The sequence below is a fragment of the Candidatus Planktophila lacus genome (genome assembly GCF_002287925.1).
Lineage (GTDB): Bacteria > Actinomycetota > Actinomycetes > Nanopelagicales > Nanopelagicaceae > Planktophila > Planktophila lacus.
Genome location: NZ_CP016769.1, coordinates 931105 through 943873 on the forward strand (window position 1 = coordinate 931105; position 12769 = coordinate 943873).

11 protein-coding genes are annotated in these 12769 nt (G+C 47.5%); all 11 read right to left on the reverse strand.

Features of this window, described 5'->3' with window-relative positions:
- Nucleotides 1–44: 44 nt before the first annotated feature.
- Nucleotides 45–830 carry a sulfite exporter TauE/SafE family protein gene (locus A1s21148_RS04680; protein ID WP_095671291.1) on the reverse strand — a complete coding sequence of 262 codons (786 nt, stop codon included), beginning with the start codon at nucleotides 828–830 and terminating at the stop codon, nucleotides 45–47.
- 1 nt (nucleotide 831) lies between these two features.
- Complete coding sequence (locus A1s21148_RS04685; protein WP_095671292.1) at nucleotides 832–2565, reverse strand: proline--tRNA ligase; 1734 nt, start codon at nucleotides 2563–2565, stop codon at nucleotides 832–834.
- Nucleotides 2566–2586: 21 nt separating this feature from the next.
- Nucleotides 2587–3738 (reverse strand): flavodoxin-dependent (E)-4-hydroxy-3-methylbut-2-enyl-diphosphate synthase, encoded by a 1152-nt coding sequence (gene ispG, locus A1s21148_RS04690; RefSeq protein ID WP_095671293.1) that lies wholly within the window; start codon nucleotides 3736–3738, stop codon nucleotides 2587–2589.
- Between the two features lie 55 nt (nucleotides 3739–3793).
- Complete coding sequence (locus A1s21148_RS04695; protein WP_095671294.1) at nucleotides 3794–4942, reverse strand: M50 family metallopeptidase; 1149 nt, start codon at nucleotides 4940–4942, stop codon at nucleotides 3794–3796.
- A complete protein-coding gene (gene dxr / locus A1s21148_RS04700) occupies nucleotides 4942–6087 on the reverse strand; it encodes a 1-deoxy-D-xylulose-5-phosphate reductoisomerase (protein ID WP_095671836.1) in 1146 nt (381 codons plus the stop codon). Before dxr ends, A1s21148_RS04695 begins: the two co-directional genes overlap by 1 nt.
- Before the next feature lie 16 nt (nucleotides 6088–6103).
- Nucleotides 6104–7102 (reverse strand): agmatinase, encoded by a 999-nt coding sequence (speB, locus tag A1s21148_RS04705; protein WP_095671295.1) that lies wholly within the window; start codon nucleotides 7100–7102, stop codon nucleotides 6104–6106.
- A 23-nt stretch (nucleotides 7103–7125) separates the two neighbouring features.
- The gene (locus A1s21148_RS04710; protein WP_095671296.1) at nucleotides 7126–8538 is read right to left on the reverse strand and encodes an NAD(P)/FAD-dependent oxidoreductase; all 1413 of its coding nucleotides are present in this window, start codon (nucleotides 8536–8538) and stop codon (nucleotides 7126–7128) included.
- Nucleotides 8539–8672: 134 nt separating this feature from the next.
- Entirely contained in the window at nucleotides 8673–9509 is an 837-nt protein-coding gene (locus A1s21148_RS04715; protein WP_095671297.1) for an ABC transporter permease, read from the reverse strand.
- On the reverse strand, nucleotides 9506–10354 hold the full coding sequence (locus tag A1s21148_RS04720) for an ABC transporter permease (protein ID WP_095671298.1): 849 nt from the start codon (nucleotides 10352–10354) through the stop codon (nucleotides 9506–9508). The genes A1s21148_RS04715 and A1s21148_RS04720 overlap by 4 nt, the downstream gene beginning before the upstream one ends.
- 12 nt (nucleotides 10355–10366) lie before the next feature.
- A complete protein-coding gene (locus A1s21148_RS04725) occupies nucleotides 10367–11515 on the reverse strand; it encodes an ABC transporter ATP-binding protein (protein ID WP_095671299.1) in 1149 nt (382 codons plus the stop codon).
- On the reverse strand, nucleotides 11516–12691 hold the full coding sequence (locus A1s21148_RS04730; protein ID WP_095671300.1) for an ABC transporter substrate-binding protein: 1176 nt from the start codon (nucleotides 12689–12691) through the stop codon (nucleotides 11516–11518). It abuts the gene before it with no gap.
- Nucleotides 12692–12769: the final 78 nt, after the last annotated feature.

Consider the following 12769-nt stretch of genomic DNA (forward strand, 5'->3'; position numbering starts at 1 on the left):
TAGTTTTTTACTACGTCCCAAGTTTAGCACCGATTATTTTATGGTTAACGCAGCGCGGTAAAAGTATCGAAAGCTACTTTTAGAATCAGCGCTGCCGTAATTGCCATAAAGACTTTTCTCACCAAACCTGAGCCGCCACGTAGGGCTATGCGAACTCCGATTAGTCCGCCACAGACATTGGCGATCGCCAGGGTCAGGCCAATTTTCCAGAGAATTTCACCGTTGACGCCAAAGACCAGAATGGCACCGCCGTTGGTAGCTACATTGACGACTTTAGCTATTGCAGAGGCTGATAGAAATGCAAAGCCCATAACTGCAACCAGTAGAAGAATTAGAAAAGAACCGGTCCCTGGGCCGATGATGCCATCGTAGAAACCAATTACTAACGCCGCAACAGCCGAGATCTTCAACCGTTTGCTTTCACTATGACGCATCGATTCAATCTGCCCCAGTTGCGGACGTTTCCAGGTATAGATCAGAACTGCGATTAAGAGCGCAACAACTAGTGGTTTCAAAACTTCTGTTGGAATAAGTGAGGCAAGAGATGCCCCACCCATTGATCCGATAAAGGCGGGTATCGCCATAACTATTAATAGCTTCGAACTTACCCTTATATTTCGGCGATAAGTGAGCGCGGACGCAGTTGTTCCGAAGATCGAGGGGACTTTATTTGTTCCGAGTACTACAACGGTTTCAGTTTTTGCCAGACCTATCAGCATTGCAGGAAGTTGAATCAACCCTCCCCCGCCAGCGATCGCATCGATGAGCCCTGCGCAGAACGCGGCGGCAGCCAGAAAGACGAGAGTGTAGAGAGTTAGATCTGCAAACACTTTAGGAAAGTGATGCGATTAGAGTTGTTACGGCAGAGATGGCATCACCAACTGCAACTTCAGATTTCTCTCCTGATTTGCGATTACGGAGTTCGATCTTGCCTTCTGCAAGTGATTTACCAACAACGATGATTACTGGAATACCAATTAGCTCGGCATCTTTAAATTTAACGCCAGCGCTTGGATCACGGCGATCATCGAGCATTACTGTGATGCCAGATGCCTCAAGCTTGGTTGCGATATCGAGTGCGGTATCGAATGGCAGATCTTCTTTGCCGGTAGCGACGATATGTACTTTCGCAGGCGCTACTTCTAGCGGCCAAACCAGGCCAATCTCGTCATAACTTTGTTCAGCGATTGCCGCTACTGCGCGCGATACGCCGATTCCGTAAGAACCCATTGTGACAACTTGTGATTTGCCGTTTTGATCAAGCACAGTAAGACCAAGTGCATCCGCGTACTTGCGACCTAATTGGAAGATATGACCGATCTCAATAGCGCGATCAATAACTACTGCAGTTGAACATTCTGGACATGAATCGCCTTCGCGAATTTCAGCAGCTTCAACATATGCGTCAGGTGTGAAGTCACGACCGTTAACTACGTTGCGGGCATGGCGATCTTTCTTATTTGCACCAGTTACCCAAGAAGTACCAGGTGCAACGCGAGGATCGGCGTAGACAGTGATGCCAAACTTGCCAGCATCTTGTGGGCCGATATATCCCTTAACTAACCCTGGGTGCTTTGCAAAATCTGCTACTTCAAATACACGCAGCTCTTCTACTCCAGGCAACCCTGCCTGCAAACGCTTAAGATCGACTTCGCGATCACCGGGAACCAAAACTGAGATCGCTTTCTTATCGGCCATCAACAAAACATTTTTTAGAGTTGATGCACCGGTAAATCCACCACCGAATTTCGAATTGAGTACATCAACTAGTGAATCGATGGTTGGAGTATTTGGAGTATCGAGTTCCTCAAGCGCTGGAACACCTGATGCATCGGCAGGCGTAACTTTGGTGACCATCGCTTCTACGTTTGCTGCAAATCCACACTTCGGGCAGAGAACATAAGTATCTTCACCGGTTGGGCAAGGCGCTAAGAACTCTTCCGATTTAGATCCACCCATCGCGCCAGAGACTGCCTTAACGATGTTGTACTTAAGGTGGAGACGATCGAAGGTGGTGATATAGGCATCGCGATGCTTGTCGTAAGAAATTCCGAGGCCCTCATCAGTTAAATCAAATGAGTAAGAATCCTTCATAACGAACTCGCGGCCGCGGATGATTCCGCTACGTGGGCGCGCTTCATCGCGGAACTTATTTTGAATCTGATAAATGGTCAACGGTAAGTCTTTATAGGATGAATATTCACCTTTAACCATCAAGGTAAACATCTCTTCGTGGGTTGGACCTAGTAAATAATCTCCACCTTTGCGATCTTGCAATCTAAAGAGCGATGGTCCGTACTCTTCCCAGCGATTGGTGGCCTCATATGCCTCTTTCGGCAAGAGCGCTGGAAAATGAACTTCCTGAAATCCAGCCTTATCCATTTCTTCACGGATGATATTTTCGACATTGCGTAGAGTGATTACGCCAAGTGGCAACCATGAGTAAATTCCAGCAGCGATACGGCGGATATATCCCGCGCGTACTAAGAGCTTATGGCTTGGAACTTCTGCATCGGCAGGATCATCGCGCAGTGTGCGAAGAAATAGGCTGGACATGCGCAACATGGGCGCAACCTTATCGCGTAATTACTTAACTGTGACGGAAGGTTCGCCTGAACCAACGCCAGCGGCTTCCATTTCCTCAGCCAAACGCATCGCTTCTTCGATAAGAGTTTCAACGATCATCGCTTCAGGAACGGTCTTGATTACTTCACCCTTAACAAAGATCTGGCCTTTACCGTTTCCAGATGCAACTCCAAGATCTGCCTCGCGCGCTTCGCCGGGTCCATTTACGACACAACCCATAACTGCAACGCGAAGTGGAACGGTCATTCCTTCGAGCCCTGCTTGTACTTTTTCAGCCAAGGTATAGACATCTACTTGTGCGCGACCGCATGAAGGGCAAGAGACAATCTCGAGCTTACGCTGGCGCAAATTAAGTGACTCGAGAATTGAAATACCAACTTTTACTTCCTCAACAGGAGGTGCCGACATTGATACGCGAATCGTGTCCCCGATTCCTTCTGCGAGCAAAATTCCAAATGCGGTTGCAGATTTTATTGTTGCTTGGAAGGCAGGACCTGCCTCGGTGACGCCAAGGTGTAATGGGTAATCACACTTTGCTGCCAAGATGCGATAAGCGTTAACCATAGTGACAGGGTCATGATGCTTAACTGAAATCTTTAGATTTGAGAAACCATGTTCTTCAAAGAGCGAAGCTTCCCAGAGCGCAGATTCGGCAAGTGCTTCAGGAGTTGCTTTGCCGTACTTTGCAAGTAACCGTGGATCAAGTGATCCGGCATTTACTCCGATACGAATTGGAATACCAGCATCACCTGCGGCTTTGGCTACCTCTTTTACCTTGTCATCGAATTGTTTGATATTTCCTGGGTTTACACGGACCGCGGCACAACCAGCATCGATTGCGGCGAAAATATATTTTGGCTGGAAGTGAATATCTGCAATAACTGGAATCTGTGATTTCTTTGCAATCTGAGCAAGCGCATCTGCATCATCTTGGCTTGGAACTGCAACACGAACAATCTGACAACCAGCAGCGGTTAGTTCAGCGATCTGCTGCAGAGTTGAATTCACATCGGCAGTTAGCGTTGTGCACATCGATTGAACGCTCACTGGTGAATCGCTACCTACCCCGACGCTGCCAACTCGCAACTGCTTCGTCTTACGTCGCGGATGAAGTGGAGCAGGAGGGGCGCTAGGAATTCCGAGATCAACCATGGGGCTATTCTGCACCAAAAATAGGTAATCGGCGATTTAACCGCCGCAGCGCTGCTTAGAAGTTGAGCGAAATTGGATTTAAGATATCTGCAATCAAAAGCAGAACTGTGAGCGCAGCCAGGATTACAAAGACCGTTGCAGTAATTGGTGTGAGCACTTGCACATCAATTGCGGCTGGTCGGGGCTTTCGACGAATTTTCGCAAAGAGCGCACGAATTTCATCTGCAATGGCAACCGCCATATGGCCACCATCTAGCGGCAAGATCGGCAGGAGGTTAAATAGACCGACAAAGATATTCAAGCTAGCGACAATCAAAATAAAAGTTCCGAGACGTTCAGCGAGATCTAACTCACCGCTGGCCGCTGCTTGTCCTGATACACGGGCGACTCCGACGACTCCGACTAAACCATTTTGATCTCGTTCTTCGCCACCAAATGTCTGACCCCAAAGAGCAGGAATCTTGGTAGGAAGTTGTACAAGAGATGTCGCTGATGCTGAAGTAAATCGCCAAGTTAGTTCTGCTGCCCGAGTGACTGATGAAACTGGGCTCATCCGCTTGGTTCCGAATTCATTGATAATGCCAAGTACGTAACGTGATGTGCCATCTTCGATATCGGTCATGCGTGGTGCTGCCGAAATATCTTGAATAACACCGCCTCTTTCAATGGTGAAGGTGAGCGGGCGCCCTTCTGAGTTTCGGATCTTTAAAAGTTGATCTTGCCAATCGGTTGAGCGATCACCGTCAATTGCAATGATCTGATCACCTTTTTGAAAACCAGCCGCTGCTGCAGCGCTATTTGCGGCAACGGAATCAATAACGGGTAGAACTTGATTTACGCCAACGCCAGCTAAAAGAACGAAGAGCAAGAGATAACCAAGTACAAAGTGAAGAAATGAACCTGCACCTAAGACAATTAATTTGCGCCCGGATGATGCGCGATAGAAGGCACGGCTTTCTTCACCTTCTGGCATCTCATCGCGTGGAGTCATTCCGTCGATGCGGCAATAACCACCGGCTGGGATAGCTTTGATTCCGAACTCAGTTTCACCACGTTGACGCGACCAGATGCGCTTGCCAAATCCAACGAAGAACTCAGAGACTCGCATTCCGTAACGACGCGCTGTGAGGTAGTGCCCAAATTCGTGCACCATCACTGAGAAGAGCAGGGCAAAGATAAAGGCGAGGATTCCGACGAGTTGCATTAACGGGCTACTTTCTGAAGAAGTTCGGTGGCGATTGCTCGCGCATCCTCTTCGATGGCACTGACATCAGATAGATCACGCGGGGCGCTTGCCGATTTTCCGCCGAGTTTCTGGACGACTTCTTCAACTGTTTCCACGATCGATGTAAAGCCAATTTTTCCTGAGATAAAAGAGGCAACACATACTTCGTTTGCCGCGTTGAAAATTGCAGGTAGTCCGCCGCCGAGCGCGCCACAACGTCGCGCCAAGTCAATTGCCGGGAAACGCTCGTTATCGATCGGTGTAAATGTCCAGGTATGAGATTGCGTCCAATCAATTGGCGTAGTTGCCGCTTTTACGCGATCTGGATGGTTAATTGCGAAAGAGATTGGCCCCTTCATATTTGGAGGCGATGCTTGGGCAATCGTTGATCCATCTATGTACTCGACCATTGAGTGCACAACTGATTGCGGATGAATAACTGCTTCAATTTGTGAGTAAGGAATCGCAAATAGGTAGTGGGCTTCAATTATCTCAAGGCCCTTATTTACAAGCGTTGCAGAGTTAATTGTTACGACCGGACCCATCGACCAAGTTGGGTGGTTAAGCGCTTCTGCAACAGTGATCGCCGATAAATCAGTGCGGTCGCGAAATGGGCCTCCACTTGCGGTGAGAACTAACTTGGAAACTTCAGATTTCTTTCCACCCATTAGCGATTGCCAGAGAGCCGAATGTTCAGAATCAACCGGCAATAATTGATCAGGCTTTGCCAGAGACATAACTAATTCACCGCCTGCCACGAGTGATTCTTTATTGGCTAGGGCGACGCGATTTCCCACACGAAGAGCTGCCAGAGTTGGGCCTAATCCAATTGAGCCAGTTATGCCATTTAAAACAACATCACACGTTATCGCTGCTATTTCAGTCGATGCCAGCGGCCCATCAATTACCGTTGCATTAGGTAGCGCAGCTTTAATTTGATCAGCGTTCTTAGTAACGCCAATTACGGGAACGTTGAATTTCTTTGCTTGGGCGATTAAAAGGTCGGTATTACTGCCCGCTGCAGTTAAAGCAACAACGCGAAATAGCGATGGATTGGCCTCAACAATTTCCAGCGCCTGAACACCAATAGATCCCGTTGAACCAAGGATTACTAAATCTTTCACTGCTGCTACCAATTAACTATCTATCGAGAAGATTTTGCGTTGGTGAATACGGAGTTCCGCTACGACGTTTTGCGATCGCAGATAAAGCTTCTAATACAACGCGGTTGGCAAGAATTGCGGTGATATCAGCGCTATCAAATGGAGGAGCAACTTCAACGACATCAATTCCGACAACGGGAAGTTCTAGACAGATACGACGCACTGCTTCAAGTAGTTCACGGCTAGTCATTCCACCTGGTTCGGGAGTTCCGGTGCCTGGAGCCATGCCTGGATCAACCACATCTATATCCACTGAGAGAAATACGCCATCACATCCATCGGTAAGGGTTGCAAAGGATTCATCAAGAACTTTATTGAGCCCGCGGTGATGGATTTCTGTCATCTCGTATGAGCGCATACCTTGATCGCGCATCCAATTTAAAGTCTTGTCATCTGGCCAATATCCGCGAAGCCCTAGTTGCAGGAAGCGATCGCCACGAACCTGGCCTGATTCAATTAAGCGGCGCATAGGAGTTCCGTGGCCTATCAATGCACCAAATTGATCTTCACCTGTATCAGCATGAGCATCGAAGTGGATCATGGAAATTTTGCCAAGGCCGCGGTGTTTTGCAATACCTGCAACATCTGCTGAAGCGATCGAGTGGTCTCCCCCAAGAATTACTGGAATCTTTCCAGCGCGCGAAATCTTTTCAGTCGCTTCTTCTAAAACTTTTAAGGATGAAACTAGATCTCCAGGTGGCATCAGCAAATCGCCTGCGTCATAAACCTTTAACGCCTTGAGCGCATCGATGCGCAGGGCAAGGTGTGGGCGCTCAGCATCATGTGGCAGATAATCTCCACCGCGAATTGCTTGCGGACCAAACTTAGCGCCGGAGCGATGTGAAGTTCCGGAATCAATTGGTGCGCCAACAATTATTACATCGGCATCGGCATAAGACTTTGGATCATCGAGATCGCATTGTTGGATACCAAGAAATGTAAAACTTGGTCCATACATATTGCCGTGGTTTGCCATTGGTTAAGGATAGTTGCTAATGATTAAGAATCGAACCCAAGGCCAAGCGAATCCAGGAGTTTTAGCCAGAGGTTGCGCTTGCCCTGGTGTTTATCTGCCTGATTGATCGACCACTGTGTGAGGCGGATAAAAATGAATCTGAGAGGTTCAGGTGGAAATGGCATCGGCTTCTTGCGAACCATCTTTAATCTGGTTCGTTCATTATCTTTACCGTCTAACAAATCGAGCATTACCTGGGCGCCAAAGCGCGTTGAACCAACACCCAAACCTGTGTAACCCAATACATATGCCACGCGTCCTCGATAAGCCATCCCCCAGAAAGGCGAGAAGCGCGAACAAGTATCGATTGCTCCTCCCCAACCATGGGTGAACTTAATTCCTCTAAGTTGCGGGAAGGTTTCTAAGAATGCTTCTGCCAGATGAGCATAAGTTTCGGCATCTGTTTCATACTCTTGGCGCACTTTGCCGCGGAAGTTGTAGATGGCATCGTATCCACCCCAAAGAATTTCATTATCTTTTGTCATTCGATAGTAATGGAACTGATTACCCGCATCAGATAGACCTTCGCGCTCATCCCAACCGATAGATTCGAGTTGTTCCGCGCTCAAAGGTTCGGTAACTAGTTGGAAGTCATAGACAGGTACTACATATTTATGCGCGCGCTTAATCAGTGACTTGAAAACATTTGTAGCAAGTGCAACCTTTGTGGCATAAACGCTTCCATATGGAGTGTGAACGATCATGCCGTTCTTGGTGCGCTCTAAACGATCAACGTGTGAATTTTCAAATATCTTTACACCCAGGCTTATGCATGCTCGCTCTAGCCCCCAAACTAATCGGGCCGGATCAACTAGAGCAGTTCCGTCAGGATCCCAGAGAGCTCCTTTGTAGATTGGAGATTTAATTCGGGATTGAATTTGTTGCTGAGATAAGAGTTCAACGTTGTCTCCGAATGAATTTCGGAGATTGGCTTCTTCCTCTAAGCCCTTCATCTGCCAATCTTCAACTGCAACTCGAAGTTCACCGTTCCATTCGAAATCACATTCGATGCCGTACTTCTTTATCGTCGCCTCGATAGCATCTAAATTCTCACGACCTAGCTTTTCAATGACAGCCATCTCATCTTTAAATCGGCCATACCCATTCATGAATCCATGGGTGAGCGAGTAACTGCAGAAACCGCCGTTACGACCGGAAGCGCCCGCGCCCGTTTCGCGTTGTTCGACAACAACAACTTCGCGCTCGGGATTTGCTTCCTTTGCTAAGAGCGCAGTCCAGAGCCCGGTGTAACCGGCTCCGACAATGCACAAATCAGATGTCACATCTCCGATAAGAGTCGGATGCGGCAAAGGTTCGAGTGGATCTTGATCCAACCAATAAAGCTCCGGTTGCATCTGCGATAAATGTTTAAGAATAGAAGGATCGATGGTAGCCATCGCTTTTTCCGGGAACGCCCGGAAATCACCTCTTCAATTACTACTAGTAGTTGTCCCGGGTCCTCCGGAGTCCAACCCCATAACGCAGGTTTCCTGATTTACAACCTGTGGTTCGTTATAGATATCGCTTTATATTAGCGGGCTTTACGGCGATTTACTATCTGACCCGCCAGAACTATCGCAAGGGCAAGGAAGAACATGCTTGAGGCAATTACATTTGCTTGGGCGGGGATACCGCGAGCGGCCGCTGTATAAACAAATTTGGGAAAAGTTATAACAGTTCCTGAGTTGAAATTGGTAATAATAAAGTCGTCAAAGGAAAGACTAAATGCCAATAGCGCAGCGCCTGCAATACCAGGTGCTACCAGCGGAAGTGTTACGCGGCGGAAAGTTTGAAATTCATTTGCGTACAAATCCATCGCAGCTTGTTCAAGTCGCGGATCAAGGCTGGCGATTCGCGCCTTCACGGTAACTACAACGAAGGAGATACAGAAAACCACATGCGCAATAACAGTTGGCCAAAATCCTGGGTTGATGTGAAGTACCAGGAAGAGAGAAAGCAACGATGCGCCAAGGACAATTTCAGGGGTAGCCATCGGTAAAAAGATCAAAAGATTTGAGGTTGATCTGCCTCTAAATTTATGGCGGCCTATTGCAAATGCAATCATTGTTCCGAGGATCGTTGAGAAGATCGTTGCCAGTAGGCCGATCTTGATCGAATTTGCTAAGGCGTTACAGACTTCAGGTGCGCCACAAGGGTTCTGCCAATTATCGAGGGTGAAGCCTTTCCAGATTAAGTTGCTCTTTCCGGAATCATTAAATGAGAATGCAAAGGTGTAAGCCACTGGAATAAAGAGATAGGTAAAGGCCAAGAACATATAAACGCGGATTAAATTACGACCAAACCAGCGTTGGAATCGAATGATCGGAGAAATTGTTGGCGCTTTTGCTTCAGCAATCTTCTTGCTCATACCAACTCCTCCGTTCCAGCCTTGCGGATATAGAGCGTTACCAAGATCAAGATTGCGGCCATCAAGGTAAATGAAAGTGCAGCAGCAGTTGGGTAATCAACAATCTTGAAGTAGCGAGATTCAATAACGTTACCGATCATCTTGGTATTGGGGCTGCCCAAGATCGCAGCATTTACATAGTCACCGGCTGCCGGAATAAATGTCAGCAACGTTCCCGCAACTACACCTGGCATTGATAGTGGCAGAGTGACTTTGCGGAAGGTAGTAAAACCATTGGCATATAGATCACCTGATGCTTCCAAGGTACGTGGATCAATGCGATCGATAGAGGCGTATAGCGGCAAGGTCATAAACGGTAAGAAGTTATAGGTCATACCCATGACCACTGCAAAGGCGGTTGAAGTTAGAGTCGTACTGTCACTAATAATTCCGATAGTTCGCAGAGTCGGAACTACGAATCCTTCTTCACCAAGTATCTGCTTCCAGGCAACTGTGCGAAGAATGAAAGAGGTAAAGAACGGTGCAACGACTAGCACCAGGAAGAAGTTTTTATACTTGCCTGATTTAAAGGCGATTGCATAGGCCAGCGGATAAGAGATCGCTAGCGCTAGCAGCGTTGCAATGAGTGCATACACAAAGGAGCGGCCAAACTGTTCTTTATTTTCGACGAAGGCATCGATGTAGTTTCCAAATCGGAAGGTTTGTTCGTATTGGCCGGTATCTCCCCCACTTAAGGGCGTTTGCGTTGAAGTCTGCGCCAAGTTCACGATCGGCAGGATGAAGAAGGTAAATAGGAATGCAAAACCAGGCAAAAGAAGGAGGTAAGGCGTTCTTATCTTTTGCATCGAAGTTGCGACTTACTCTTCGTCTAGATCTTCGGGATTTACTTCAGAGCCAGCAGTTACATCTTCATCGCCGCGAAGTGCGAATGTGAAGACTGGCGCCCAAGAAATGTTTACTGCATCACCCTTATTAAATGGCGCGACTCCATCATCGTTTTGCTCAAAGACCATTAGCTCTTGTCCCCAAGGCATTTCGACTTGGTACTGAGTTGAAACACCGATGTAAGAAACATCTTCGATGCGTCCACCAGTTAGAACGTTTCCTGAAACAGGTGTATCTAGCAATGAAATACGGAATTTTTCAGGGCGGATACCTGCATACATTGAGTTATCGACTGCATGAGAACGGTTCTTTGGAAGTGAAATCTTCTGTCCATAAAGATCGGCGATGATTGAATCGCCATCGTTTCCGGTGATTGTTCCCTTAATTAGATTTGATTGTCCAAGGAAGTTAGCAACAAATGCGGTCTCTGGATTGTCATAGAGATCTGCAGGAGATCCCATCTGCTCGATCTTTCCTTCATTCATAACCGCAATCGTGTCTGCCATAGTCATGGCTTCTTCTTGATCGTGGGTTACGTGAACGAAAGTAAGACCAACTTCTTTCTGAATCCATTTAAGTTCGATCTGCATTTGGCGACGCAATTTAAGATCGAGCGCGCCAAGTGGTTCATCGAGAAGCAGAAGCGCTGGACGGTTAACGATCGCACGAGCAAGTGCAATTCGCTGTTGCTGTCCACCAGATAGCTGGGTTGGCTTGCGACCTGCCAGATGTGGAAGTTCAACGAGGTTAAGAACCTTATTAACTTCAGCATCAACATCTTTAATACCGCGACGGCGCAGGCCGAAGGCGATATTTTCAAAGATCGTTAAATGTGGGAAGAGCGCGTAGTTCTGAAAAACGGTATTGATTGGACGCTGATACGGCTTTGTAGTCGTGATATCAGTTTCACCTAAGTGAATGCTGCCAATCGTTGGTTCTTCAAGTCCTGCGATCATGCGCAAGGTTGTTGTCTTACCGCACCCTGAAGGTCCAAGGAGTGCAAAGAATGAACCTTTAGGGATGGTAAGTGAAAGATCATCTACCGCCTTGAAATCACCATACTCTTTAGTGATTCGAGTAAGTATTAAATCCCCTCGCGCCGAACTAGCGTCAAAAGACACTTAGTTGCCGGCGGCCTTCTGGAACGCTTCAGTCCAAGCAGTCTCTTCTGTTGGTGTTAGCGAACGGAAGACGCTGAGGTTCTTCATTGTTGCTTCAGTTGGGAAGATGTACTCGCTCTTAGCTAGATCTGGATCGATCTTTTCCATCTCAGCTTGAGCGCCCTTAACTGGAGTTACATAGTTAACGTAGGCAGCAACTTCTGCTGCGATCGCTGGGTCGTAGTACCAGTTGATCAACTTTTCAGCACTTGCCTTAGCTTCTGGAGTTGCAGTTGATGGGATCAAGAGGTTGTCACCTGAAATAGTTCCGCCTGATTCAGGAATTGCGAAGTCGAACTTTCCTTCATTCTCTGAAGCCAAGATAAACATATCTCCTGACCAACCGATAACTGCAGTTGCATCGCCTGATGTCAGATCTTCTGCGTATTCGTTGCCCTTAACGCCGCGAATCCAACCATCTGAAATCTTTCCAGCCATGAAGTCAACAGCGTTCATGTACTGATCTTCAGTAACAGTTGCAGGATCTGCACCTTGCGCTAGCAAGATGATTCCGATTGTGTCGCGAAGCTCAGAGAGCACAACGATCTTTCCCTTATTTGCTGGAGCAAAGAGATCATCGAGAGTGCGAATACCCTTTGGGTTCTTCTCAGTGTTCCAACCGAAACCACCCATGATGCCTTGCCAGGTAAGTGTTGATTCGCGGTTTGGATCGTATGAAGGTGATGCAAGAGTGTCGAGAATATTTGTCTTATTTGGAATATTTGCAGCATCAAACTTCTGCGCATAACCGAGGCGAATCCAACGCGCTGCCATCCAGTCGGTTGGGCTGACAAGGTCGTAACCAATATCTTCGTTTAGCTTTAGTTGCGCTTGAACTTTTCCGTAGAACTCATCGTTATCGTTGTAATCTTCAAAGTATTTAGTTTCAATACCAGTTGCTTCAGTGAACTTATCAAGTGTTGGATAAGTCTTATTCGCTTCATCGAAATCTAAGTAGAGAGGCCAGTTGCCCCAACGAACTAATTCACCTGATGCAGCAGAGTCTCCGCCTGATCCGCATGCGGCGAGCGCACCAGCAGCGCCAACGCCACCGATACCTGCGAGAACTGCACGGCGTGAAACACGTGCGTTAATAATTGAACGTGCTTCTGGTGATAGAGGTGACTTCTTAGCCATGTTAATGGGCTCCTTTTTGATTTTCCGGAACAAGGGACGGTTGTGCAGGGCTCATTATGTAACCGAATTGCCCTGCAC

What these genes read in the sequence shown, in the direction of transcription:
- A1s21148_RS04685 (WP_095671292.1), bottom strand. Translation starts at nt 2,565, where the DNA reads ATGTTGCGCATGTCCAGCCTATTTCTTCGCACACTGCGCGATGATCCT.
- ispG (WP_095671293.1), bottom strand. Translation starts at nt 3,738, where the DNA reads ATGGTTGATCTCGGAATTCCTAGCGCCCCTCCTGCTCCACTTCATCCG.
- A1s21148_RS04695 (WP_095671294.1), bottom strand. Translation starts at nt 4,942, where the DNA reads ATGCAACTCGTCGGAATCCTCGCCTTTATCTTTGCCCTGCTCTTCTCA.
- speB (WP_095671295.1), bottom strand. Translation starts at nt 7,102, where the DNA reads ATGGCAAACCACGGCAATATGTATGGACCAAGTTTTACATTTCTTGGT.
- A1s21148_RS04710 (WP_095671296.1), bottom strand. Translation starts at nt 8,538, where the DNA reads ATGGCTACCATCGATCCTTCTATTCTTAAACATTTATCGCAGATGCAA.
- A1s21148_RS04715 (WP_095671297.1), bottom strand. Translation starts at nt 9,509, where the DNA reads ATGAGCAAGAAGATTGCTGAAGCAAAAGCGCCAACAATTTCTCCGATC.
- A1s21148_RS04720 (WP_095671298.1), bottom strand. Translation starts at nt 10,354, where the DNA reads ATGCAAAAGATAAGAACGCCTTACCTCCTTCTTTTGCCTGGTTTTGCA.
- A1s21148_RS04730 (WP_095671300.1), bottom strand. Translation starts at nt 12,691, where the DNA reads ATGGCTAAGAAGTCACCTCTATCACCAGAAGCACGTTCAATTATTAAC.